22 protein-coding genes and 1 pseudogene are annotated in these 23266 nt (G+C 58.2%); 8 read left to right on the top strand and 15 right to left on the bottom strand.

The window, feature by feature from the left end:
* Positions 1 to 251 precede the first annotated feature (251 nt).
* Positions 252 to 350, top strand: a complete 99-nt coding sequence (locus tag IPJ12_13230; protein ID MBK7648085.1) for a PEP-CTERM sorting domain-containing protein — start codon at positions 252 to 254, stop codon at positions 348 to 350.
* Positions 351 to 446: 96 nt separating this feature from the next.
* Here the strand turns inward: IPJ12_13230 and IPJ12_13225 are convergent, their stop codons facing one another.
* Both IPJ12_13225 and ggpS read right to left on the bottom strand, forming a co-directional pair.
* A complete protein-coding gene (locus IPJ12_13225) occupies positions 447 to 965 on the bottom strand; it encodes a glutaredoxin family protein (GenBank protein MBK7648084.1) in 519 nt (172 codons plus the stop codon).
* A gap of 211 nt (positions 966 to 1176) precedes the next feature.
* The gene (gene ggpS, locus IPJ12_13220) at positions 1177 to 3414 is read right to left on the bottom strand and encodes a glucosylglycerol-phosphate synthase (protein MBK7648083.1); all 2238 of its coding nucleotides are present in this window, start codon (positions 3412 to 3414) and stop codon (positions 1177 to 1179) included.
* A 387-nt stretch (positions 3415 to 3801) separates the two neighbouring features.
* On the opposite strand from ggpS, the gene IPJ12_13215 reads away from it, so the two are divergent.
* Positions 3802 to 4473: a mechanosensitive ion channel family protein gene (locus IPJ12_13215; protein MBK7648082.1), complete on the top strand. Its 672-nt coding sequence runs from the start codon at positions 3802 to 3804 to the stop codon at positions 4471 to 4473.
* Between the two features lie 18 nt (positions 4474 to 4491).
* Here the strand turns inward: IPJ12_13215 and IPJ12_13210 are convergent, their stop codons facing one another.
* Together IPJ12_13210 and IPJ12_13205 are read right to left on the bottom strand one after the other, a co-directional pair.
* A complete protein-coding gene (locus tag IPJ12_13210; GenBank protein ID MBK7648081.1) occupies positions 4492 to 5277 on the bottom strand; it encodes a response regulator transcription factor in 786 nt (261 codons plus the stop codon).
* Positions 5244 to 6269: a histidine kinase gene (locus IPJ12_13205; GenBank protein MBK7648080.1), complete on the bottom strand. Its 1026-nt coding sequence runs from the start codon at positions 6267 to 6269 to the stop codon at positions 5244 to 5246. The genes IPJ12_13210 and IPJ12_13205 overlap by 34 nt, the downstream gene beginning before the upstream one ends.
* Before the next feature lie 44 nt (positions 6270 to 6313).
* On the opposite strand from IPJ12_13205, the gene argH reads away from it, so the two are divergent.
* Positions 6314 to 7702 (top strand): argininosuccinate lyase, encoded by a 1389-nt coding sequence (gene argH / locus IPJ12_13200; protein MBK7648079.1) that lies wholly within the window; start codon positions 6314 to 6316, stop codon positions 7700 to 7702.
* Between the two features lie 139 nt (positions 7703 to 7841).
* Entirely contained in the window at positions 7842 to 8219 is a 378-nt protein-coding gene (locus IPJ12_13195) for an OsmC family protein (GenBank protein MBK7648078.1), read from the top strand.
* Positions 8220 to 8286: 67 nt separating this feature from the next.
* On the opposite strand, the gene grxD is transcribed toward IPJ12_13195, so the two are convergent.
* The 9 genes from grxD to IPJ12_13150 form a co-directional block, all read right to left on the bottom strand.
* Complete coding sequence (gene grxD / locus IPJ12_13190) at positions 8287 to 8607, bottom strand: Grx4 family monothiol glutaredoxin (GenBank protein ID MBK7648077.1); 321 nt, start codon at positions 8605 to 8607, stop codon at positions 8287 to 8289.
* 12 nt (positions 8608 to 8619) lie between these two features.
* Complete coding sequence (gene prmC / locus IPJ12_13185; protein MBK7648076.1) at positions 8620 to 9465, bottom strand: peptide chain release factor N(5)-glutamine methyltransferase; 846 nt, start codon at positions 9463 to 9465, stop codon at positions 8620 to 8622.
* A 101-nt stretch (positions 9466 to 9566) separates the two neighbouring features.
* Positions 9567 to 10253, bottom strand: a complete 687-nt coding sequence (locus tag IPJ12_13180; protein MBK7648075.1) for a winged helix-turn-helix domain-containing protein — start codon at positions 10251 to 10253, stop codon at positions 9567 to 9569.
* Between the two features lie 331 nt (positions 10254 to 10584).
* The gene (gene prfA, locus IPJ12_13175; protein ID MBK7648074.1) at positions 10585 to 11667 is read right to left on the bottom strand and encodes a peptide chain release factor 1; all 1083 of its coding nucleotides are present in this window, start codon (positions 11665 to 11667) and stop codon (positions 10585 to 10587) included.
* Positions 11668 to 11709: 42 nt separating this feature from the next.
* On the bottom strand, positions 11710 to 12960 hold the full coding sequence (locus tag IPJ12_13170) for a glutamyl-tRNA reductase (GenBank protein ID MBK7648073.1): 1251 nt from the start codon (positions 12958 to 12960) through the stop codon (positions 11710 to 11712).
* A 72-nt stretch (positions 12961 to 13032) separates the two neighbouring features.
* Positions 13033 to 14100, bottom strand: coding sequence for a sulfate ABC transporter ATP-binding protein (locus IPJ12_13165; protein MBK7648072.1), 1068 nt, complete (start codon positions 14098 to 14100; stop codon positions 13033 to 13035).
* Complete coding sequence (gene cysW / locus IPJ12_13160) at positions 14100 to 14963, bottom strand: sulfate ABC transporter permease subunit CysW (protein MBK7648071.1); 864 nt, start codon at positions 14961 to 14963, stop codon at positions 14100 to 14102. Before cysW ends, IPJ12_13165 begins: the two co-directional genes overlap by 1 nt.
* Positions 14960 to 15835, bottom strand: a complete 876-nt coding sequence (gene cysT / locus IPJ12_13155; GenBank protein MBK7648070.1) for a sulfate ABC transporter permease subunit CysT — start codon at positions 15833 to 15835, stop codon at positions 14960 to 14962. The genes cysW and cysT overlap by 4 nt, the downstream gene beginning before the upstream one ends.
* A 98-nt stretch (positions 15836 to 15933) precedes the next feature.
* Positions 15934 to 16932, bottom strand: a complete 999-nt coding sequence (locus IPJ12_13150; protein ID MBK7648069.1) for a sulfate ABC transporter substrate-binding protein — start codon at positions 16930 to 16932, stop codon at positions 15934 to 15936.
* Positions 16933 to 17107: 175 nt separating this feature from the next.
* On the opposite strand from IPJ12_13150, the gene IPJ12_13145 reads away from it, so the two are divergent.
* Together IPJ12_13145 and IPJ12_13140 are read left to right on the top strand one after the other, a co-directional pair.
* Positions 17108 to 17677, top strand: coding sequence for an OmpA family protein (locus tag IPJ12_13145; protein ID MBK7648068.1), 570 nt, complete (start codon positions 17108 to 17110; stop codon positions 17675 to 17677).
* 542 nt (positions 17678 to 18219) lie between these two features.
* Complete coding sequence (locus IPJ12_13140; protein MBK7648067.1) at positions 18220 to 18573, top strand: hypothetical protein; 354 nt, start codon at positions 18220 to 18222, stop codon at positions 18571 to 18573.
* Between the two features lie 274 nt (positions 18574 to 18847).
* Here IPJ12_13140 and IPJ12_13135 read toward each other — a convergent pair whose 3' ends face one another.
* Positions 18848 to 19591 carry an ATP-binding protein gene (locus IPJ12_13135; protein MBK7648066.1) on the bottom strand — a complete coding sequence of 248 codons (744 nt, stop codon included), beginning with the start codon at positions 19589 to 19591 and terminating at the stop codon, positions 18848 to 18850.
* Positions 19581 to 21085: pseudogene (locus tag IPJ12_13130) on the bottom strand (IS21 family transposase). The gene IPJ12_13135 and the pseudogene IPJ12_13130 overlap by 11 nt, the downstream one beginning before the upstream one ends.
* 95 nt (positions 21086 to 21180) lie before the next feature.
* Here IPJ12_13130 and IPJ12_13125 point away from each other — a divergent pair.
* Together IPJ12_13125 and IPJ12_13120 are read left to right on the top strand one after the other, a co-directional pair.
* Positions 21181 to 22350, top strand: coding sequence for a DUF2252 domain-containing protein (locus IPJ12_13125; protein ID MBK7648065.1), 1170 nt, complete (start codon positions 21181 to 21183; stop codon positions 22348 to 22350).
* A gap of 79 nt (positions 22351 to 22429) precedes the next feature.
* On the top strand, positions 22430 to 23191 hold the full coding sequence (locus IPJ12_13120; GenBank protein ID MBK7648064.1) for an MgtC/SapB family protein: 762 nt from the start codon (positions 22430 to 22432) through the stop codon (positions 23189 to 23191).
* The last annotated feature ends 75 nt before the right edge of the window (positions 23192 to 23266 follow it).

The raw sequence follows: 23266 nt of genomic DNA, 5'->3' as shown, positions 1-23266 counted from the left end.
CCGGTTGGTCATCGCAAGTTGCGGCAAACGACCTGTTCAATCTCGGCAACGGCACCAAGACAATTATCTGGACGGCCGACTCCACCAGCACCAGCATTCTGGTCGGAAATACCTTGAGTGGCTTCGGCTACCAGGCCAACTACAGTGCCGGCAAAGGTCCTTATCAAATCACCCAGGTCAGGGGCGCCATTGCGCTCGGCGACCCGGCCATTCCGCTTTCCCCACTCGCCCAAACCGCTGGCATCCAGCCGATGACCATGGTCGACGAACCGGCTTCCTCTGCCATGCTGATCGCCGGTCTGGGTCTGATGGGCGTCATCGTCAAACGCCGCCGTTCGCTGGCGATCTGAACGCAGCGACCGCAGGAAAACCGCCCGTCCCGGCGGGTGACAGACAAAAAAACGGCCAATATCAATTGGCCGTTTTTCATGGTCGCTTCAGGCGTCTCAACTCTTCAGCCAAGGCCCCAGCAGTTGCCGCAGCGCCTGTTCGTTCCAGCCCTTGATGACGTCGTCACCGACCACGATCAACGGCACGCCATTGCCGCCCAGATTCCTGTGCTCCTTGTACGCCACCGAGCTTTGCTCGATATCGTGCTCGGTGTAACGGATGCCATTGGCCGCAAAAAATTCGCGGGTCATCTTGCAGTAGCCGCACCAGCTGGTGGCGTAAAGGACGACGGCGGGCTGCTCGGAGGATGACTGCACCACGGCTGTCGGGAGCGGTCGCCCCTGCAGCAACGGGCGACCAAACCAGAACGCCGCGCCAAATACGAGCAGCAACACCAACCATTTGGCGCCCCCGCTGCGGCGCTCGGGTCGCGCCGTCCCATACTGCACCAGCCCCTCGGGCGGCAGCGATCCACCAGCCTTGACGTAGGCTTTTTCGCAGGACGGGCATTGCCAGTCCGGCGCGGTATCGTCGGCCTTGCGGGCATAGTTGCAATGAGGGCAGATTTGGCTCAAGGGAAACGGCTCGGGTAGGGTTGATCAACACCCGGCCAAACATCGTGGCGCCAGGCGAACATCGCCCGCGCATTTTAACGGGAGTCAGCGCTGGCTGGTATCCGCCTGGCCTGCGGAAACGACATTTTGGCTGCCCCAACAATTTTCAAAATCCGCCGATTTTTCCGGTTGACCGCAGGAATCGCCCCTGGCGGCCAACTCCGGACAGATATTACCCAGCGCTGGCCGGCACAGCCGCCACAGCCGCCAGAAACTCCCGCCCCCAGCGATCGATATCGTTATGGCAAACGATGTCGTACAAGCCGCGCAGCCGGGAATCGCGTTCGCCGGCATCCATGTCAAGCGCCTGACGCAACCTTTCGCGCAGATCAGCCGGATCATGCGGGTTGGTCAGTACGGCACCGTGTAACTCGGCGGCGGCACCCGCAAACTCGGACAATACCAGCACACCACTGCCGTCCGTCTGCCCCTGCGTCGCCACATACTCCTTACACACCAGATTCAGGCCGTCGCGTAGCGGAGTAATCCAGCAGATATCGGATTCGGCATACCAAGCGACCACCTCTTCGAAGGGCAAGGGGCGGAAGAAGAAGCGGATGGGCGACCAGCCCACTTCATTGAACTGGCCATTGACTCGGCCAACGGCCTGCTCGATCTGCCCCTGCAATTCGTCGTAAATCGTCATTTCCTTGGCCGCCGGCACACAGACAACCACCAGCGACACCTTGCCGCGCAAGGCTGGCGTGGTTGCCAGCAGATCACCAAAAGCGCGGACTTTCTCCAGCGTACCCTTGGTGTAATCCAGGCGTTCGACCGAAATCACGATGCGTTTGCCGGCAAATTCGTTGCGGATCGCCTGCCGGCGTCCGGCTGTCCTGGGATGGCTCAAAGCCTGTTGAACCCGCCCCAGATCCAGCCCGACCGGATGCGCGCCCAGCCCGATGCGGCGGCCATGCACCTCAATCTGGGTGGTCATCGTTTCCAGCCCGACCGCACAACCGTAGCTCAGGAAGCGCGGGGCGCAGGCCTTGCGCTCGACGACATGGATCGAGGCGACGCCACCGGCCACATCCACGAAATTCTCGGCCTGGCGGGGAATATGGAAGCCGATGTAATCGCACTGGAGCAGGCTGCCGACAATTTCACGTCGCCAGGGCAGCACGTTGAAGGCATCGGCCGAGGGAAAATAAGTGTGATGGAAGAAGGCAATCTTCAGATCGGGCCGCAGTTCGCGCAGCGCCGCCGGAACCATCCACAGGTTGTAGTCGTGCAGCCATACAGTCGCGCCCTGTGCAGCTTCGGCAGCCGTTCTTTCGGCAAATTTCCGGTTGACCGCAAGAAACACCTTCCAATCCTCTTCGCGGAAAATTGCCCGCTCCCAAAAGGTATGCAAGGTTGGCCAGAAGGCCTCTTTCGAGAAACGCTTGTAAAAAACATCCACTTCCTCGGCGGACAGGGCTACCCGTGCAGCCACCAACCCCGGATAGGCTTTGGCATCCACTTTGGTGTGGATTTCAAACGGTGGATCGTTGGCGGCATCGTGCACGCTCCACGCCACCCACGAGCCACGCTGTCCAGCACCGAAAAACGATAGCAGGGTCGGGATGATGCCGTTTGGCGACTTTGGACGGCGCTGAACAATACGACCGCCAATGCGTTGCTCTTCATAAGGCAAGCGGTGGTAAACCATCACCAAATCCGCACGCCCCACCTCCGCCGCGTCGCCCGAACGCGGCACATAGTCCTGGGCGAGCAAGCCGAAATGCACAATGGCCTGCAAAATACCGCCACATCCGGCATCGCTGGCCCGCAGCACATGACTCAGTTCGTGGGTCGCCTCAAGCAACGCCGCCTCCGACTCACCGACGCAAACACCACTGAAGCCGACTTCAAGCATCGACAAATCGTTCAGGGTATCTCCCGCCACCAGCACCTGATCTCGCTCAACACCAAGATGCTTAAGCAGCGCGCTAAGCGTGCTGCCCTTGTTGACGCCGCTCGGCAGGATGTCGAGATAGCGGCTGTCCGAATAGAGCACGTCGCAATTCAGGCCTTTAGCCACACTGGCCAGTGCCGGCGTCACCGCATCGCTGTGACAAAAATAGGAGCAGCGCCGCTGTTGCGGCACCTCCTGACGCTCCAGCACGGAAAACTGCCTCATTGCCTCCGCCACTACATGCTCACCGGGCCAGCGCCGATCAATCCCCGCCTGCAGCGGTTGCACGGGTTGCAAGGTCCCGCCCTCTACGACCGTCCCGCCCACATCGCAAATGAAATCCGGCACCGGCACTGCAGGGTCGGACAGCAGCGGCATCACAGCCTCCAGCCCCCGGCCGGTGACAAAGACAAGTTGAATATCCTGACTGTCGGATATCAGTTGATACAGGCTCTGGCGATGCTCGGCCAGACCGCCCAGAAAAGTGCCATCGAGATCGGTTGCTAACAACATGGGGAGACTCCTTGACACCACTTACACCGGACTCTGTTTGCCGAGGGGATGTCGATCCATCAGGGGAAGGCCCTAAATTAGATTTGTAAACAATGTATTTTATAAGCGATTAAATAACTTAATCGAACCAGAATATTGATTTTACCCCTTAATGTTTACATTTCTGAATTTTTATGAGTGCAATTTAAATTATAATTCAATGTATTTTTAGCTCAGAGGACATTAGATATCAATACTGCATCCATACCAGATACCTTGCTTCAATTCGCCACCCCCCTGCGTATCGCATTGATCATTGCGCTAGCAGCAGGGGCCCAAAGTCTCATTACAAAACTCTTGCCACGCCTGCGTGAAGCCATTGCCAGCCAGCAGGAATCGCTGGAAGGCATGCAGCGGGTCCGCACTCTTTCGCGCGTCGTGCGCTACGCGCTGACCGTCGCGGTCAGCGTCATCACCGTTCTGCTCATTCTTGGCGAATTCGGGATCTCGGTCGCCCCGCTCCTGGGTGCTGCCGGGGTGGCAGGAATTGCCATCGGCTTCGGTGCGCAAAGCCTGGTCAAGGACTACTTCACAGGATTTTTCCTGCTACTGGAAAACCAGATCCGCCTTGGTGATGTCATCGAAGCTGGCGGAAAAACAGGGGTCGTCGAAGAACTGACCTTGCGCTACCTTCGCCTGCGCGACTACGCCGGCAACGTGCACTACGTGCCGAACGGCCAGATCACGATTGTCACCAACATGAGTCTGGGTCACGCTTATGCGGTCATCGACCTCGGTGTCGGCTATGGCGAAGACGTCGACCGGGTGATGGTCGAGATGCGCACGATCGGTGAAGAATTACGCCGGGATGAAGAATTTGCGCCACAGATTCTCGAAGCACTGGAAATTGCCGGCGTCGAGCAGTGGGCTGATTCCTCGGTCATTATTCGCTGTCGTTTTCGCGTCATTCCAAATTCGCAATGGGGCGTGCGACGTGAATACCTGCGGCGCGCCAAGCAGCGCTTCGACCGCGAGGGAATTGAAATACCCTTCCCCCACGTCAAACTCGTTACACCCTGAAAGCAGCCCTCAAAGCGATCAGGCGACCATGGCCGCCTTGGCCGGCGCCCATTGCCGGCGACTGACCGGCAGCTTTTCCGGCACACCGCGCAGCAACGCCCAGCCGTAAGCTTCGGCATCATCTCCGGCTGCTTTTTCAAAGCCGGCCAATGCCGTCTTGGCCACCAGCACGGAACGGTGCAGGCGCATGAAACGTTCGGAGAATTCGTTTTCCAGATGCGTCAGCGCCTCGTCGAGCAAGTATTCCCGCTCGACCGTGCGGGCGGAGACGTATTTGAGATCAGCCTTGAAATAGAGCACTTCGCCAACGGGCACCAGCAGCAGACGCCCGCGTTCATGGCAGGAGAGATGCGTGCGCCCGCCACCGCGAACCTCCTGGCCGATCCCGGCAAGCACTGCCGCATCAGGATGCTGCGCCGGGACCTTTTGCAAGGCCGCAAGCAAGCGCTGGGTACGCACCGGCTTGAGCAGATAGTCCACGGCGTTCAGGTCAAAGGCCTGCACGGCATAGTTGTCGTAGGCCGTGGTAAAAATGACGCTGGGCGGCTTTTCCAGCCGCCCAAGATGAGACGCAAGCTCAATGCCATCCATGCCCGGCATGCGGATATCGGCGAGCACGACATCCACCGCCTGGTCACGCAGCACTTCAAGCGCGGCGAGGCCATTGGCAGCCTCGCCGACTACGATGCTGGCGAATTGTGCAGCGATGTCGGACAACAACGTCCGCAGGCGGTCGCGCGCCAGCGGCTCGTCATCGACGATCAGGACTTTCAACGGAGCGGCGGAGGATGACGGCGTTGGCATGGCAGGATAATGCGGACCTCGTAGCGATTGTCACCCACCTCGGTTTCGAGACGGGCTTCAAGATCGTAATACAGCGCCAGCCGTTCGCGGATGTTGGCAACAGCGATCTGGTTGCCGGCGGCATGCTGGGCCTGACCAACGGTCGGATTGGCGATGGCAATGCGCAGTTCTTCGCCCTTTTGTTCAATCTCGACGGTGACCAGCCCACCTTCCTGAGCTGGCTCGATCCCGTGATAGACAGCGTTTTCCAGCAGTGGCTGCAGCATCAGCGGCGGAATCGGCAGATCCATTGAAATCGCCCCGATTTTCCAGTCGACCGCAAGACGCTCACCGAGACGCAGCTTTTCCAGCTCAAGATATTGCCGGCCGAGCGCTATCTCGTCAGCCAGACTGACTAACTCCCCCGGATCGCGCATGGCGGCACGAAAGAGATCGGACAAGGCCTCAAGCGCCGCCTCGGCCTCCTGCGGCCGGGCGCGAATCAGCGACAGCACCGCATTCAGCGAATTGAAGAGAAAATGCGGACGGATACGGGCATTGAGGGCCGCCAGTCGCGCCTCGCTCTGGGCCGGGAAAAACGCGCGCGAGCGCAGGTCAAAATAACCGAGCAACAGCGCAGTCGCCGAGGCAGTCAGCAACACGGCACGCAGGATGCCCGCGTAATCGAGCAGTCCCAGCGTGGCGACATAGATAAAAAGCGCCGCCGCCACTGCACTGACCTGCAACATGACCAGCCACTGCCCGACACGCAAGGGCATGCGCCACAAAAAATCGCGCAGCAAAGAGAGCAGACCAAGATTGATCAATAACAAGGGCTCGACCATCGCCGCCAATTCAATGTATTGGCCAGCCCAATCGGTCAGCACAGGCGCTCGCACCAGTGCCGCGAGTATGGCCAGCGCATTGATGCCTAGCAAAACACGCAGCATGACGCCGAAATTGCGCCAGTCAGGCAAGGGGTGAGTCGCGGGAAAGTGCCGTATACTTGTCATTCTCTGAGCGTTTGCGCTTGATTTCCCGATTCTAGACCAAAGACATGACCTCCAACGCCAATCAATACACTTGGGCCGGACGCTTCTCCGAGCCGGTTTCCGATCTCGTCAAACGCTATACCGCCTCGGTCGACTTCGACCAGCGCATGTGGCGCCAAGACATCCGCGGCTCACTGGCCCACGCCCGCATGCTGTCCAAACAGGGCATCATCGCCGCCGCCGACCTGGCCGACATCGAGCGCGGCATGGCGATCGTCACGGAAGAAATCGAATCGGGCAAGTTCGACTGGTCGCTCGACCTGGAAGACGTACACCTCAATATCGAAAAGCGCCTGACCGCCCTCGTCGGCGACGCCGGCAAGCGCTTGCATACAGGGCGCTCGCGCAACGACCAGGTCGCGACCGACATCCGCCTCTATCTGCGCGATTCGATCGACGACATTCTGGCCCTGATCAAGGCTTTCCGCAGCGCGCTGGTTGACCTGGCCGAAAAGGAAGCCGCCACCGCAATGCCCGGCTTCACGCATCTGCAGGTCGCCCAGCCGGTAACCTTCGGCCATCACATGCTGGCCTACTTTGAAATGTTCGGTCGCGATGCCGAGCGCTTCGTCGATTGCCGCAAGCGCGTCAGTCGCCTGCCGCTTGGTGCGGCCGCGCTGGCCGGAACGACCTACCCGATCGACCGCGAATTTGTCGCCGAGCAACTGGGCTTCGAAGGCGTCTGCGAAAATTCACTGGATGCCGTTTCCGACCGCGACTTCGCCATTGAATTCACCGCTGCCTGCGCTGTGCTGATGATGCACATCAGCCGTCTGTCGGAAGAACTGGTCATGTGGATGAGCCCGCGCATCGGGTTCATCCAGATCGCCGACCGCTTCTGCACCGGCTCGTCGATCATGCCGCAGAAGAAGAATCCGGACGTACCTGAACTGGCACGCGGCAAGACCGGTCGCGTCTATGGCCAACTGATGAGCCTGCTGACCCTGATGAAGTCGCAGCCACTGGCCTACAACAAGGACAATCAGGAAGACAAGGAACCCCTGTTCGACGCCGTCGACACCGTGACCGATACCCTGCGCATATTCGCCGACATGGCCGGCGGCATCACGGTCAAGCCGGAAGCGATGAAGGCCGCGCTGACCCAGGGCTTCGCTACCGCGACCGATCTCGCCGACTACCTGACCAAGAAAGGCCTGCCCTTCCGCGATGCGCACGAAGCCGTCGGTCTGGCCGTCAAGGCCGCCGAGTTCAAGAGCGTCGACCTGCCCGGCCTGACGCTGGATGAACTGCAGCAGTTTTCGCCACTGATCGAAAATGACGTTTATGTCGTGTTGACCGTGGAAGGCTCCCTCGCCAGCCGCAACCATATCGGTGGCACCGCCCCCGAGCAGGTCAAGGCTGCCATTGTCCGCGCCCGCAAGCATTTGGGCTGATTGGCGCAGGCAAACAGCAAAAGCCGTTGGTAATTGCCAACGGCTTTTTTTGCGCCAAAAGGCTTTGAGGTTTAATATATAAGCGAACGTTAATATTTAACTGTCAACGCAATCAATAACTCACCCAAGGTAGATCAGCATGTACTCAACCACCGTAGACAATACGCCGCTCATCAAAGTGATCGGTGGCAAACACGAAGCCAATTACTCGCTCGATGGCTCGTTGATGAACCCATTGGAAGCCTTTTATGCATCGCTGGCCGCCTGTGCTGCCGTCTATGCCAAGAAGGCCTGCAAGGGACTTGGTATCAAGGCTGGCGGGATCGAAATCAGTTGCAAGCCCTTTGCCGGCCCCAGCGGCCCGCTAACGTTGGCCAAGTTCAAGACTGAAGTCCGCTTCCCCGAGGAATTCACCGCTGATCAGAAAAGCGCAATTCTCGACAGCATCACCCATTGCGCCGTCAAGGACATCGTTGTTGCCGGGGCAGCCATCGACTTTCAGGTAGTCGAAATCTAAGCCATTGAATAAACAAGCAACAAAAAACCGGGGACATGCCCCGGTTTTTTGTTGCCTCACAAACCAATCAGGCAGTGATGCCTTCAAGCATCTGCTGCAATTCGCCGGTCTGGTACATCTCCTTGACGATGTCGCAGCCACCAATGAATTCGCCCTTGATATAAAGCTGCGGAATGGTCGGCCAGTTGGCGTATTCCTTGACGCCGTTGCGGATTTCTTCATCCGCCAGCACGTTCACCGTCACGAAGTCTTCAACACCGCAGACCTTCAGGATCTGCACGACGGTCGCCGAAAAACCGCACTGCGGAAAACGGGCATCGCCCTTCATGTAAAGAACGACCGGGTTGCCGGTCACGGTAGCGTGAATGCGTTGCTGAACGTCAGACATAATTACTCCTGATTAAAGATAAGCGCCTGAAACTCGGTCTATGCCGGCCAGGTCGGGAAAGGTAACTGCCGCTTTGAACCCCGCTGCAGCCAATAAGTTCCTGCTTGCATCGCCCTGATCGTAGCCGTGCTCAAAAAACAACCAGCCACCCGGCGTCAGATGATGCGCGGCGTCGGCCACAATGCGCCGAATACAGGCCAAACCATCAGCCCCATCGGTCAATGCCATTTGCGGCTCAAACGGCAACCCGTTAAGCGCCAGATGCGGGTCGCCGTCAGCCACATAGGGCGGATTGGAGACAATGATATCGAAGCATTCCCCAGCCACAGGGGAGAACCAGTCGCCTTGAAGAAATTCGACCTTGGCACCGAGCCGACCTGAATTGTTGCGAGCAACCGCGAGTGCGTCTGGCGACAGGTCGATGGCGAACACCGACGCCGATGAACATTCAAGCGCCAATGAGATGGCAACAATGCCGGAGCCCGTGCCAAGGTCAAGCACCCTCGGCGCACTGAGCCCCTGCAACTTTTCCAGCGCCAACTCAATCAGCACTTCGGTTTCCGGGCGCGGGATCAACACGGCGGGTGATACCTGGAACAAACGCCCCCGAAACTCAGCCTCACCCAGGAGATAGGCCAGCGGCTCCCCGGTCGCCCGGCGCGCCAATAGCGTGTCAAAAACATACTGAGCCGGCGACGCCAACAGTCTTTCAGGTGACATCAACAGATCGGCATATCGGCACGCAGCAACATGCTCCAGCAGCAACCTCACCTCCAGCCGAGCCGATTCAATACCTGCGCCCGCCAGGAATGCCTGTCCACTGCGCCAGTTTTCTCCCAGAGACTGCACCAAAATCATTCCTGAACGTCAAAAAAGCCGCAGAGGCGAGCGCGGCATTATACACAGGGGCAAATTCATCCATTTGCATCACAACTGACAGCAAAGGGTAGCTGCCTTGCTCATTCACCCCGAAACCGATAGCCACCACCCCGCACGGTTTCCAGTCGATCGTGATTGCCGGACGCTTGAAGCGCTACACGCAAGCGGCGAACGTGCACGTCCACCGTCCGTTCGCTGACGTAGATATGATCCCCCCAGACCCCATCAAGTAGTTGGCGCCGGGTATAGAGGCGTTCCGGATGCGTCATCAGAAAGGTCAGCAGGCGAAACTCCGTGGGCCCCAGATTGATCGGCTGGCCCCCGGCGGCAGCGCGATGCGTCGCCGGATTCAACGTAATCGTGCCGCCCCCTACGGCTTCACCGGCCAGATGCGGCGTCCGTCGGCGCAATACGGCGCGGAGCCTGGCCTGCAAGACGACGGGAGAAAATGGCTTGGTCACATAATCGTCGGCACCGGTATTCAGTCCCTGAACCTGATCGGCATCAGCCCCGCGATCACTCAACATGACAATCGGAATATCGTGTGTGCGCGGTGTGCCGCGAATCTTCTCGAGCAGCGCCAAGCCGGATTGCGCAGGCAAGGCCCAGTCCAGAATCAGCATATCCGGCAGGGCAGAACGAATGATTGACTCAGCCTGCTCGGCACTATCGACGAACTCGATCATGAATCCCGCCGGTACAAGATGGGTTTCCAGTAGCTTCCGGGTGCTCTCATCCTGACCCACAACGAGCATCCTCGTGATCATCTGGTGCTCTGCAGGCAACTGTTCATCGGGACAGTTTTGCGGTTTCATCCGATTTCGTATGGCTTTGGCCTGTTCTCACCACGGTAATTAGCGACCCTTCCGATGTGTTAGCCAGAAATACACTGCCGAAATCCCCGATAAATCAGAAAATTTCTGGCACCAGCAAGCTGGTTATTTCGATCAAAAGACAATAAACATTATTGTTGGTTTATGCGCCCGATACAACCTGGCGGGCAAGTAAGCGTCGACGCAAATATTCCGAATTTCGGCTTTTTTTCCGGTTGACCGCAGCAAGCGGACCAGCGCCCCCAAACCCGGTGGATTCAGCGTTTCAACCCGCCTCGGCCAGCTCTGCCAGCAAATCTGCCTGATGTTCGGCTGCCAGCGCACCGAGCAACTCATCCATGTCGCCGTCCATGATCGCAGCGATCTTGTACAGCGTCAGGTTGATGCGGTGATCGGTGATGCGGCCCTGCGGAAAATTGTAGGTACGGATGCGTTCGGAACGGTCACCGGAGCCGATCAGGCTCTTGCGTGTGCTGGAAATATGCGCCTGCTGGGCACGCACCTGAACGTCCTTGATACGCGCCGCCAGCACCTTCATGGCCGAGGCCTTGTTGGCATGTTGCGAACGGCCATCCTGACACTCGGCAACGATACCGGTCGGGAGGTGCGTAATACGCACGGCCGAGTCCGTCTTGTTGATGTGCTGACCGCCCGCCCCGGAGGCGCGGAAGGTGTCGATACGCAGGTCCGCCGGATTCAGATTGACATCTTCGACCTCGTCCACTTCCGGCATCACCGCCACGGTGCAGGCCGAGGTATGAATGCGGCCCTGGGTTTCAGTTTCCGGCACACGCTGGACGCGATGGCCACCGGATTCGAATTTCAGACGTGAATAGGCACCATTGCCGGCGATTCGGCATATGATTTCGCGGTATCCACCCAACTCTGACTCATTGGCTGACAGCACTTCAACCTGCCAGCGCTGGCGTTCGGCGTAGCGCGAATACATGCGAAAGAGACTGCCGGCAAACAGGGCTGATTCGTCGCCGCCGGTTCCCGCACGGATTTCAAGCAGCACGCTGCGTTCATCATTCGGGTCTTTTGGCAGCAGCAACTTCTGCAGCTCAACCTCGAGTTCAGGCAGGCGACCTTTGGCGGCGGCGATTTCCTCTTCGGCAAAGTCGCGCATTTCGGGATCGCTGCGCATCGCCTCTGCTTCGGCCAGATCGCTTTCGGCCTGGCGAAAGGCGTTGAACTGGGCTATCACCGGCTCGATTTCAGAGCGTTCACGCGACAACTTGCGGAACTGATCCATATCGTTGGCCGTACTCGGCGCCGACAACATGCGGTCGATTTCATCGAGGCGGTCGACCAGCAGGTCGAGTTTCTGGCGGATGGATGGCTTCATGGGGGACTCAGGAATACACAAGCGGCAGCGGCCAAAAGGCCGCTACTCGCCGGAATGGAGGTGAAAGAGACGCGAGGCAAGCGCCTGCAATTCGGTGCGCTCGGCGCCATCGGCCTGGTTCAAGGCCTGCGTTGGTGCATGCAGGAATTTGTTGGTCAGGCGCTGCGACAAGTGTTCGAGCACCTTTTCCGGCGCTTCGCCCTTGGCTAGCAGTTTGATCGCGTGCTCCATCTCATGCCGACGCATGCGCTCGGCGGAGTCACGCAGCGAGCGAATGACCGGCACCGTATCGCGCGACTGCAACCAGCCGAGAAAGTCCTGCACCCGGTTGGCGATGATCGCTTCGGCATCGACCACCGCGGCCTGGCGCGATTCCAAACCGCTCTCGACGACCTGCGCCAGATCGTCGACGGTATAGAGAAAGACATCGTCCAGCTTGCCGACTTCTTCTTCAATGTCGCGCGGCACAGCCAGATCGACCATGAAGATGGGACGGTGGCGACGTGCCTTGATGGCACGTTCGACCATGCCAAGGCCGATGATCGGCAGCGGGCTGGCCGTGCAGGAAACGACAATATCGTGCGCCGCCAGGTGCTCGCCCAGTTCATCCAGGCGAATGGCCGTGCCACCGTATTGCTCGGCCAGCGCTCGGCCACGCTCCAGCGTGCGGTTGGCGATGGTGACCTGCTTTGGCTTGCCGGCGCAAAAATGAGCGGCGCACAGCTCAATCATTTCGCCAGCGCCGATGAACAGGATGCGCTGGCCGGCGATTGACTCGAAAATTCGCTCGGCCAGATGCACGCCGGCCGCCGCCATCGACACGATGTTAGCGCCGATTGCCGTCGTACTGCGCACTTCCTTGGCGACCGAAAACGATCGCTGAAAGAGCTTGTGCAACTGCGTACCCAGCGTCCCGTTTTCTTCAGCGGCGCGCACCGCATCCTTCATCTGGCCAAGAATCTGCGGCTCACCGATGACCATCGAATCGAGGCCGCTGGCAACACGGAAGGCATGGCGAATCGCTTCCGGCTGATCATGCGTGTAAAGGTACGGGGCGATTTCGTGGCGCTCGACCTGATGGTAATGCGCCAACCACTCGATCACCACATCCGGCGACTCGGCCGAGCAATAGATCTCGGTTCGGTTGCACGTTGAGAGGATCGCCACCTCACGCACCGGCCGCTCGCGGGTCAGATCGGCCAGCGCATGCGGCAATTTGTCGGCGCCAAACGCCACGCGCTCGCGAATGGCGAGCGGCGCAGAATGGTGGTTGATGCCGAGGGTAAAGATCACCGGGTTGGGCGGGGGCGGTCGAAACGGGCGCTGATTATAACATCCGCCCACGACGCCCTTCCCCGAGTTCGATCAGAACAAAAATGCCTGCTTTTCCGGGGTTGACCGTGGTAACGAATCGGCGCCGAAGACTTTCATCTGACGAGGACGGAACCAGACGGCCTGGCCAACCGCCAGTTGCAGTGATTCATGGCGCTCACGCGACAGTTCAACCTCCACGATTTCACTACCGTGCAGCAATTCGATGCGAACCACAGGACCAATCGGATGGACGTGCTGAACCGTTGCCTGCAAGGCTTCCTCACTCGGCTGGTGTGCAATGTCGATATCGTGCGGACGGACAAAGGCAGTCGCTTTCTCTGAGGCTTCACAGCGCTCGACCTCGGCATAGGAACCCTGCACCCGGCTGTGAAAGACATTCACGTTACCGAGGAACTGATAGACGAACGGCGACGCGGGACTCGAATAGACGTCGTCCGGCGAACCGATCTGCTCGATCCTGCCCTGGTTCATCACCACCACGCGGTCGGCCACTTCCAGCGCCTCTTCCTGATCGTGGGTCACAAATACGCTGGAAATGTGCATGTCGTCGTGCAGACGACGCAGCCAGCGACGCAGCTCCTTGCGCACCTTGGTGTCGAGCGCACCAAACGGCTCGTCAAGCAACAGAACTTTCGGCTCGACGGCCAAGGCACGAGCCAGCGCAATCCGCTGGCGCTGGCCGCCCGACAGTTGCGATGGATAGCGGTCAGCCAGCCAGTCGAGCTGAACGAGGCCCAGCAACTCCAGGACCCGGCGCTTGATCTCGGCGTCGGATGGGCGTTCCTTGCGCGGCTTGACGCGCAGGCCAAAGGCGACGTTTTCGAACACGGTCATATGGCGGAAGAGTGCGTAGTGCTGGAAGACGAAACCGACGTTGCGGTCGCGGGCGTGCAAATGCGTTGCCTCGGCACCAGAAAACAGAATCTCGCCTTCGTCGGCCGTTTCCATGCCGGCAATGATCCGCAGCAAGGTCGTCTTGCCACAACCGGACGGACCGAGCAGGGCAACCAGTTCGCCGGTCGGGATGTCGAGATTGATATTGTCGAGCGCGACGAAATTGCCGAAGCGCTTGGAGATATTGCGGATTTCGATACTCATCAGGTTTTCTCCGGTGCCAGCACCGCATTCAGCATTTCGGTTTCTTGTTTCATTCGCCATTCGACGACGGTCTTGGCGACCAGCGTGACCAGCGCCAGAAGGGCCAGAATGGACGCGGCGGCAAAGGCGCCGATGGCGTTGTATTCGTTGTAGAGAATTTCGACGTGCAGCGGCAAAGTGTTGGTTTCGCCCCGGATGTGACCGGAGACCACCGAGACTGCACCGAACTCGCCCATCGCCCGGGCATTGGACAGGATCACGCCGTAAAGCAGGCCCCACTTGATGTTCGGCAACGTTACCCGCCAGAACATCTGCCAACCCGATGCGCCCAGCGATACCGCAGCCTCCTCCTCATCCTTGCCTTGCGACTGCATCAACGGGATCAATTCGCGAGCGATGAATGGAAAGGTGATGAACATCGTCGCCAGGATCATTCCCGGCACGGCAAATACGATTTTTATGTCGTGCTCGGATAGCCAGGCCCCGAACGTACCCTGCGCCCCGAACAACATGATGAAGACCAGGCCGGCAACCACCGGGCTGACGGCAAACGGCAGGTCGATCAAGGTAATCAACAAGCTTTTGCCCTTGAAGTCGAACTTGGCGATGGCCCAGGCAGCGGCCACACCAAAAACGATATTGAAGGGCAGCACGGCCAGTGCAATACCGATGGTCAAGCCGATTGCGGAACGGGTTTCCGGCTCTTTCAACGCCTCGATATAGACCGGCACACCCTGCGCCAGTGCTTCGACGAAGACCGCGACCAAGGGCAGGCCAAGGAAGAAAAACAGGAAGCCGAGGCCAACAGTCAGTAAAGAGTAGCGTACCCAGGCTGGCTCCTGCGTGGCATGGGTGGACTTCATGCGGGCACCCCGCTGGCCTTGGCTGCCAATACTTCAAACGGCACGCTGTTCTTGTGGCGATTGGCCGTCCACCATTGCAGCATATTCACCGCCAGCAGCATGATGAAAGACAATGCCAGCATGACGACCGCCAGCGCCGTGGCGCCGAGTACGTCGTACTGCTCCAGCTTCGAAATGATCAGCAAGGGCGTAATTTCAGAAATCAGCGGCAAGTTGCCGGCAATAAAAATAACCGAACCATACTCGCCCACAGCGCGGGCGAAAGCGAGGGCGAAGCCGGTGAGCAGCGCCGGGAAAATGGCCGGGAATATCACTTTGACAAACGTCTGCCAGCGCGATGCGCCGAGCGATGCGGCAGCCTCCTCCACTTCCGTCTCAATATCCTCAATCACGGGTTGCAAGGTGCGGACGACAAACGGCAGGGTGATAAACGTCAGCGCCACGACAATACCCAGCGGTGTGTAGGCCACCTTGATACCCAGCGGCTCCAGGTACTGCCCAAGCCAGCCATTCCCGGCATACAGGGTCGCCAGCGTGATACCGGCCACCGCCGTTGGCAAGGCAAACGGCAAATCGACCAGGGCATCCACAAAACGTTTGCCGGGGAAGGGGTAACGCACCAGTATCCACGCGACAATCAAGCCAAAAAAGGCGTTGATCGCAGCCGCCAGAAAGGACGCACCAAACGTGACGCGAAACGCCGCCAGCGAACGTTCACCCAGCGCGATATCGAGAATCTGCCCAAAGCCAAGTTCGGAGGCCTTCAAGATCATGCCGCCCAGTGGCAGCAGGATCAACAGCGAAAGATAGACCAGCGTATAGCCGAGAGACAGACCGAAGCCGGGCAACACACGGCGAGTTTTTGCGGACATGATTTTTTGTTTTTTGCCAAAAATTCCGGTTGACCGCAGCAAGGACGACACCGGGCATTGCCCGGCTTTTCCGCGATCCCGGCGACTTGCCTGACTGCCTACTTGGCGGAATAAAGCTGGTCGAAGCTGCCGCCATCCTTGAAGTGGGTGACGAACGCCTTGCCGGGACCGCCAAACACCTCATCCACCGTAAAGGTCTTCACCGCCGGGAAAGAGGATGCGTACTTTTTCTGCAGCTCGGGATCGCGCGGGCGCAGATAATTCTGGGCGGCATTCTCCTGCCCGTCCTTCGACCACAGGTAATCGAGATAAGCCTTGGCCTGGACCCGCGTACCCTTCTTGTCCACCACCTTCTCGACCAGCGCAACAGGGAACTCGGTCTGCATGGTCAGGCTGGGGTAAATGACTTCGAATTCCCCTTTGCCAAATTCCTTGGCGATCATCTCGGCCTCGGACTCGAAGGTAATCAGCACGTCGCCCATTTTTCGTTGCATGAAGGTCGTCGTCGCATCACGGCCACCGGCCGCAAACAGAGGTGCATTCTTCAGCAACTTGCCGACAAACGCCTGTGCGCTCTTGTCGTTGCCGCCCGGCTGCTTGAGCGCCCAGGCCCACGCCGACAAATAGGTGTTACGCCCATTGCCGGTATTTTTGGGGTGGGGGATGATCATCTGGATGCCCGGCGCTGCGATATCCGGCCAATCCTTGATTTGCTTGGGATTTCCCTTGCGCACGATAAATACCATCGTCGAGGTATAAGGCGAGGCGTTGTTCGGGAATTTCTTTGCCCAATCCTTCGCTACCAGGCCCCTTTCCGCCAGGAACTCGATATCGTTCGCCTGATTCATGGTCACCACATCCGCCTCCAGCCCATCGGCAACGGCACGCACCTGTTTGGTCGAGCCGCCATGAGACTGCTTCACCTCGATGCTTTCGCCGGATTTTGCTTTCCAGTATTTCTGAAACATCGGGTTGTAATCCTTGTAAACATCACGCGCCACGTCATAAGACGTATTGAGCAACGTAACGTCAGCCAGTGCGGCACTGGCCACCAGGGAAAGCATTATGGCGGAAATGGACAGGCGAATTCGGGTCATGGCGATAGTCCTCGCAAAAGAATCAGCGCGTAATTTAATCGACGCACTTATAACAACAAAGACAATTTGCGAATTTATTTATCTTCATAAGGAATATAAATGGCCAACTTTCCGTTGCCCCTACTCCTGACTGCGACGAGGGTATGATGCGGCATTCCTCATGTAGCCTCCCCCAATGCGCATCCACCTCGCCATAACCTTCGTGCTCACCACGATGGTCGCCGCTTGCACCACGAAAGGCGACATCCCCCCCGGCACCCACATTCCACAAAGTGGCGTACTGAAAATCCACCCCGGCCTGCTCGGCCAGCCAGTGCCCGCCGAACTGCAAGCGGACACCACCGCCGCCCCGAGTGCAGAGACAATCCTTATCGACCCGCAGATCAAGATGGACCCGGTCGGCCTGCGCACCCAGCGCAGCGTCTATTTTGATCTCAACAGCGCCACCATCAAGGCAGAGTACGAACCCGCGCTGCATGCCCATGCCCGCTACCTGGCCGATCATCCAGAAGCGCGCGTCCGGATTGAAGGCAACGCCGACGAACGTGGCAGCACCGAGCACAACCATCGCCTCGGCCAGCAACGTGCCAATAATGTGCGCTCGACCCTGCTTGCCAATGGCGCGACAGAAAAGCAGATCAGCATCAAGTCACTGGGCGCCGGCCATCCGAAGCTGAAAGGCCACGACGAAACATCCTGGGCAGAAAACCGGCGGTCTGATGTCGTTTACGAACAAGAAAATTAAGTGTGCGTTGTAGATAGCAAAAGCCCCACGATCTCGCAGGGCTTTCTGATGCATCGGCAAATCAGGATTTACGATCCACCAATTCCTTGACGGTTCGATATGCCAACCACTCTGAAAAGGGAACTTCGGACACCTCCGGGAGGCGCCTTTCCACCGCCTTTCGACGCTCCGCCCAACCGTTTGGCGGCCCTTTGTCTGCTGAACGGCGATCTTCACCCGCACGCGTTCCGATTTTCCTATGCATCGCCTACCTTTTCTTCGCACCCACCGATGGGAACCACCCTGATGCGAAACAAAGTTATCAAATCACAAATATTCGTTCAGTGAAGAAAATCACGCCTCGCGTCAGATCGCACGGTAAGGGCTGGCACCGCATGCGACTTGAAAAATTTGACCATTGGGGCGGGGTTACGAATCGATACAAATACGCAGTTGAACCCCCGCCTCAGGCGGAAGATACTTGATCTAAACCTATCCTTTAACCCCACTGGACATGCCTCCTGGAACACCGGAGGCAGGCCTTCAATTCAAAGAGACTTCCGATGGCAGGGTATGAAAACTACAGTGCGAGCACCCAAGAAATCGAACATGAAATTGAACGCATGGGCGTTGTTCTCGGTATCGACTGGTCCGATGAGCATCAGGTACGCTCACTCGCCCGAGAAGCGCTGAGCCACCTGCAGGACGACTTGAAGTTAGCTGCATCCAACCCGGGCGATTACCGGCTACGCGCCAAAATCAACCTGTTCGGGCTCGCCGGCATCATGCTCAAGACCATGGCCGAGAGCGCTGACTATGGTTTTGAAAGCCACGGCGGTGCAGCCTGGAAAGCGTTCGGCAAGGCGCTCTGGTCGGAAGCTGCACCCGGCAGCGCCCAGAACCTTTCATCAGACTGAAAACCTCTCGGACTCGATTGATGATGTTCAAGCAAAATTTCACTATCCTCTCTGCCGCCGCCACGCTCGCAGCCTGCGAGCAGCGAGATCGACCTGAATGCTGGTAATCGCCTGTCGAAATGGCCGAGCCGAATTCACGAAGGCTCGGCGGAGCGTTCTGTGAATGCAGCCAATAAACCTGATGTGGTCGAACGCATCAGAGAATTCAATGAAGGCCGCTGTCAATCAGCGTCCAATAGTTTCCAGTTGTCAGCGTCCAAATTTTCCCAGTTGCTCAGTCTGATTTGACTGATTTTTTCCGCTGTTTGAAGCGGTAGGAATCGTTGCCGGTTTCGAGGATTTCGCAGTGATGCGTGATGCGGTCGAGCAAGGCCGTGGTCATTTTTGGATCGCCGAACACGGTCACCCATTCACCGAATGACAGGTTGGTTGTGATGATCAGCGAGGTCTTCTCATAGAGCTGGCTGATCAGATGAAACAGCAGCGCCCCACCCGACACCGGGAACGGCAAATAGCCAAGCTCATCGAGAATGACCGCATCAAACAGCACCAACTGTTTGGCCAAGGTGCCGCTCTTTCCCAGTAGTTTTCCCGCTCGAGTTGGTTTTACCAGATCCACCGCATTGAAGAAACGCACCCGTTTTCGCTGATGGATGGCTGCAACACCGAGCGCAGTTGCCAGGTGGGTCTTCCCCGTCCCTGTGCCACCGACCAGAATCAGGTTGTGGGCGCTCTCCATGAAGGTGGCAGTCGCCAGTTGCTCAATCTGCGCCTGCGGCAGTGGCGTCTCTGTCCAGTCGATGCCCGTGAGATCGCGATGAATCGGGAAGCGTGCTGCTTTCATCTGGTAGCGCAGGCTGCGTACTTGCCGATCCGCCTGTTCAGCGTCAATCAAGCGATCCAGCCAGGCTTCCGGCTGCATCGGCCGGCGTGTGCCTTCTGCCAGCAACTCGGACCACGCGGCTGCCATGCCGTAGAGGTGCAGGGATTTCAGTTGGGCCAGTCGGTCAATGGACATACTGGCCTCCGCGCAGACGGTCATAACGACTGCAATCAGCCTGCGGTTCGACCTGCAAACGCAGTTGTTCCGGCAAACTGATCGCCTTGGGCTGCGGTGGCGCGGTCAGCCGCCTCAGTTCATTCATGACGACGGCCGCGGTAATCACGCCGCCATCCAGTGTCAATTCGCACGCCACTTGCAGGGCTTCCAGCCCGACTTCGCGAGCAGCCAGTAGCAGTTCTACAAAGGCCCGATCACCTTTCGGCTGCTTCAGCACACGATCTCGCACCAACTGAATCGGCACCGGCAAATCCCAGCCGATAAATGGGGCACCATTACGCAGCGACCCCGGCTTCTTCTCAAGTACCGGCAGGTAATGCCAGGGGTCGCAGATCAGTTGATCACGCCCGAATCGCCGTTCATGGTCGGCAATGACTTTGCTCTCCGCAACGATCCGTACCTTGTCGGCGTATAAACGCACCGAGACTACCTTGCCAGCAAAGTCGGCCGGCACGCTGTAGCGATTTCGCTCAACGCGGACCAGGCAGGTGCTGGAAACGCGCATCATCTGTTCGACGTAGCCATCGAAGGTGCTGGTGATAGCCCGCAGGCTGGGGCCTTCCTAAGAAAGCAGTCAGCAATGGTGCGGGTCGTTTCGACCGGATGCTTGCGTTCCGCCAATTCCCGGCAGCGGGTGGCCAGCCAGTCGTTCAGCGCTGCAAAGCTCTCGAAGCGGGCTTTCGGCGTGAATAGCCATTCACGCACGTTGCCGACCTGGTTCTCGATTTGTCCTTTCTCCCAGCCGGAGGCTGGCGTGCAGGCCACCGGTTCGAACAGGTAGTGGTTGGCCAGCGCCATGAAGCGGCGATTGAAGTGCCTATCCTTGCCGACCAGAATGGTGTCGACCACCGTCTTCAGATTGTCGTAAATCAGGCGATTGGGCACGCCACCGAAGAAGGCAAAGGCGCGGTTGTGGGCATCAAGGACCATTTCCTGTGTTTCGCAGGGATAGGCGGCAACAAACATCTGTCGGCTGTAGGCGAGCCGGAAGTGCGCGACCTTGATGGTCAGCGCAGCGCCGCCGATCTCGACGTGTTCCTGGCTCCAGTCAAACTGGCAGGCGTCACCGGGGGCAAAGACCAGCGGGACGAAGGCTTCCTTGATCGTCGGCCTCGTTTGTGCCGACTTCCACTGCTTTACGAAGCGCTGAACGCTGTCGTAGGCGCCGCGATACCCCTCGGTCTGCAAGCCTTCAAAGAGTCGCTGGGCGGTGCGCCGTTGCCCCTTCGGAAGGTGGCGCTCGGTGACCAGCCAGCTTTCCAGTACCGATTGGAATGCACCCAGTTTCGGGGCTGCTTGTTGCTGACGAACGTAGACCGGTTCGACCTCGGTAGCCAGGTGCTTGCGCACCGTCGGACGGGATAGTTTCAGGTCACGCGCAATCGAGCTGATGCTCTCGCCGCTGACCCAATGACGACGCCGGATTTCGGCTATGACTTCCATGTTTAACACCCCAGATTCCCCGGCTAAAACGCCGGCAGGTTACACAACCCAGGGTGGCAACTTTTGGACGCTGATCACCCCGGAAATCTGGAAAGTTTTGCACGCTGTTTTACAAAGGCCGCGACCCGGAGCGGCTGGCGCGAAAATATCGTGCGATTGCCGACAACCCGTTTTCTTTCTTGCGCGGCACCTGCCACCTGTTTTATGAAGACTTTCCCGCCAGCGATTTTCTAAGCGACGCGCCAGCAGGCTGGCTGTGCGGTGATCTGCATCTCGAAAACTTTGGCACCTACAAAGGCGAAAATCGCCTGACTTACTTTGACCTCAATGATTTTGACGAAGGCATTCTCGCGCCTGCCCATTGGGATCTTTCGCGCTTTCTCGTCAGCACGCTGGTGGCCGCGGAGTCGATTAAACTGAATCCGGCACAGGCCATCGCTTTATGTCAGCGCTTTCTGGATGTCTATGCGTCAAATCTGGCCAGCGGTACGGCTCGCTGGATAGAACGAACGACAGCCACCGGCATGGTCCGCAATCTATTGAGCGAATTGCGAAAGCGCCCACGCGCCGCTCTGCTCGACAGCAGAACAGACATCAAAGGTGGCAAGCGCAAGTTACGCCTTGATGGAAAGAAGGCCCTGCCGATTGACGTTGAGAGCCATGAAAGCATAGGCAGCTTCATGAAGGACTTCGCCAAAACCCAAGACAGGCCCGAGTTTTTCAAAGTGCTGGATATCGCCCGTCGCATCGCCGGCACGGGCAGCCTTGGCCTGGAGCGCTACGTGATACTTGTGCGTGGACGTGGTGGCGCTGAAGGCAATTTCCTGCTCGATTTCAAATACCAACCGCCCTCCTCGCTTGTTCCTTTTGTTCGCATCAAACAGCCCGTCTGGGAAAGTGAAGCACAGCGCGTTGTGAGCATCCAACGGCATGCACAAGCGATTCCCCCAGCGTTTCTATCAGCAGTATCCATCGCCGACCGCTCGTACGTTTTGAGAGAACTCCTCCCCAGCCAGGACAGGATCGCACTCGACCAGTGGGACGGTAAGCTCAGACGTCTGGAAGGCGTAATACAAACCATGGGCGAAGTGGTTGCATGGGCTCATATTCGCGCCAACAGCCGACAAGGTTCTGCCGGCATTGAGGAGTGGACCGCTTTTGGCAACAAGAGCACCACCTGGCGAAAAACACTCCTCGATTACGCCCAAAGCTACGCGCAACAGGTCAAGAAGGACTGGCAATCCTTTAGCGCGGACCTCAACGCCAAAAAATAGAAATCCCGACGCAGCCCACTCACGCCCGATTTTCTGTACTGTTGAGGCTTGTCAATCCTCCTTGGATTTCACCCGAACCATGCTTTTGATCCCGAACGGTACTTTTGCGAACTACTGGTCTCCGCAGGAACTGGCGGTCAACCTGATCGTATTTTCCAATCTGTTCGGCGCGCTTTTACTGGGACTCATTGTCGGCTATGAACGCACCTATCATGGTCGCGCTGCCGGTATGCGCACTTATGGCCTGGTCTGCATGGCCTCCTGTGCCATTACCGTGATCGTTGGCTATCCGTCTTTCTGGTACGGCGGACTCTCAGTGGCTCAAACGTTCGGCCACAACCCGCCTGATCCGACACGCGTTATTCAAGGGATCGTCACTGGCGTCGGCTTTCTTGGGGCCGGGGTAATCATGAAGGACGGCTTCAATATCAGCGGACTAACGACTGCCGCGTCTATCTGGTCCTCGTCAGCGATTGGCATTCTCGTCGGCATAGGCTTCTATTCAGCAGCCATATTGCTGACGATACTCTCCGCCGCCCTGATGATGTGGGCAGCAAAGCTGGAGCAATGGCTGCCATCACGACCAGCAGTCGCTATCACATTATGTTTTCGACCCGGATTTAGTCCGCGTGAAGACGTGTTGTCCAGAGTCGCCAGCGAACGCGGCTACGAAGTTGCAAGCGGTTCATTTCAGATACACCGGATCAATGATCGAGAAGAATGGCGCTATGTCGCGATTGCATTGAAAAAAGATGCAGCCATGTCTCTTTCCAGCCTGGCCGCTGAACTTGGTCGCTTTGACGGGGTTGAAGAGTTTCATCTGTCGCACGCAAGAAACTAGCCCCCTCGGTTCGGTAGGCTCATGTCAGGCAGTGCCATGGAGCGACACCGAGGAAATCAAATCCTCTGACGACGA

The sequence above is a fragment of the Betaproteobacteria bacterium genome (assembly GCA_016709965.1).
In the GTDB taxonomy this organism is placed as follows: Bacteria; Pseudomonadota; Gammaproteobacteria; order Burkholderiales; family Rhodocyclaceae; genus Azonexus; species Azonexus amarohabitans.
Note: the sequence above shows the minus strand (reverse complement) of the source record. Positions and strands in the feature narration are given on the sequence as shown.

What these genes read in the sequence shown, in the direction of transcription:
- IPJ12_13150 (MBK7648069.1), bottom strand. Translation starts at nt 16,932, where the DNA reads ATGACCCGAATTCGCCTGTCCATTTCCGCCATAATGCTTTCCCTGGTG.
- IPJ12_13140 (MBK7648067.1), top strand. Translation starts at nt 18,220, where the DNA reads ATGGCAGGGTATGAAAACTACAGTGCGAGCACCCAAGAAATCGAACAT.
- prmC (MBK7648076.1), bottom strand. Translation starts at nt 9,465, where the DNA reads ATGATTTTGGTGCAGTCTCTGGGAGAAAACTGGCGCAGTGGACAGGCA.
- IPJ12_13180 (MBK7648075.1), bottom strand. Translation starts at nt 10,253, where the DNA reads ATGATCACGAGGATGCTCGTTGTGGGTCAGGATGAGAGCACCCGGAAG.
- IPJ12_13215 (MBK7648082.1), top strand. Translation starts at nt 3,802, where the DNA reads ATGCAGCGGGTCCGCACTCTTTCGCGCGTCGTGCGCTACGCGCTGACC.
- IPJ12_13165 (MBK7648072.1), bottom strand. Translation starts at nt 14,100, where the DNA reads ATGAGTATCGAAATCCGCAATATCTCCAAGCGCTTCGGCAATTTCGTC.
- argH (MBK7648079.1), top strand. Translation starts at nt 6,314, where the DNA reads ATGACCTCCAACGCCAATCAATACACTTGGGCCGGACGCTTCTCCGAG.
- grxD (MBK7648077.1), bottom strand. Translation starts at nt 8,607, where the DNA reads ATGTCTGACGTTCAGCAACGCATTCACGCTACCGTGACCGGCAACCCG.
- IPJ12_13145 (MBK7648068.1), top strand. Translation starts at nt 17,108, where the DNA reads ATGCGCATCCACCTCGCCATAACCTTCGTGCTCACCACGATGGTCGCC.
- IPJ12_13120 (MBK7648064.1), top strand. Translation starts at nt 22,430, where the DNA reads ATGCTTTTGATCCCGAACGGTACTTTTGCGAACTACTGGTCTCCGCAG.
- cysT (MBK7648070.1), bottom strand. Translation starts at nt 15,835, where the DNA reads ATGTCCGCAAAAACTCGCCGTGTGTTGCCCGGCTTCGGTCTGTCTCTC.
- cysW (MBK7648071.1), bottom strand. Translation starts at nt 14,963, where the DNA reads ATGAAGTCCACCCATGCCACGCAGGAGCCAGCCTGGGTACGCTACTCT.
- IPJ12_13210 (MBK7648081.1), bottom strand. Translation starts at nt 5,277, where the DNA reads ATGCCAACGCCGTCATCCTCCGCCGCTCCGTTGAAAGTCCTGATCGTC.
- IPJ12_13205 (MBK7648080.1), bottom strand. Translation starts at nt 6,269, where the DNA reads ATGACAAGTATACGGCACTTTCCCGCGACTCACCCCTTGCCTGACTGG.
- IPJ12_13230 (MBK7648085.1), top strand. Translation starts at nt 252, where the DNA reads ATGACCATGGTCGACGAACCGGCTTCCTCTGCCATGCTGATCGCCGGT.
- IPJ12_13195 (MBK7648078.1), top strand. Translation starts at nt 7,842, where the DNA reads ATGTACTCAACCACCGTAGACAATACGCCGCTCATCAAAGTGATCGGT.
- ggpS (MBK7648083.1), bottom strand. Translation starts at nt 3,414, where the DNA reads ATGTTGTTAGCAACCGATCTCGATGGCACTTTTCTGGGCGGTCTGGCC.
- prfA (MBK7648074.1), bottom strand. Translation starts at nt 11,667, where the DNA reads ATGAAGCCATCCATCCGCCAGAAACTCGACCTGCTGGTCGACCGCCTC.
- IPJ12_13135 (MBK7648066.1), bottom strand. Translation starts at nt 19,591, where the DNA reads ATGTCCATTGACCGACTGGCCCAACTGAAATCCCTGCACCTCTACGGC.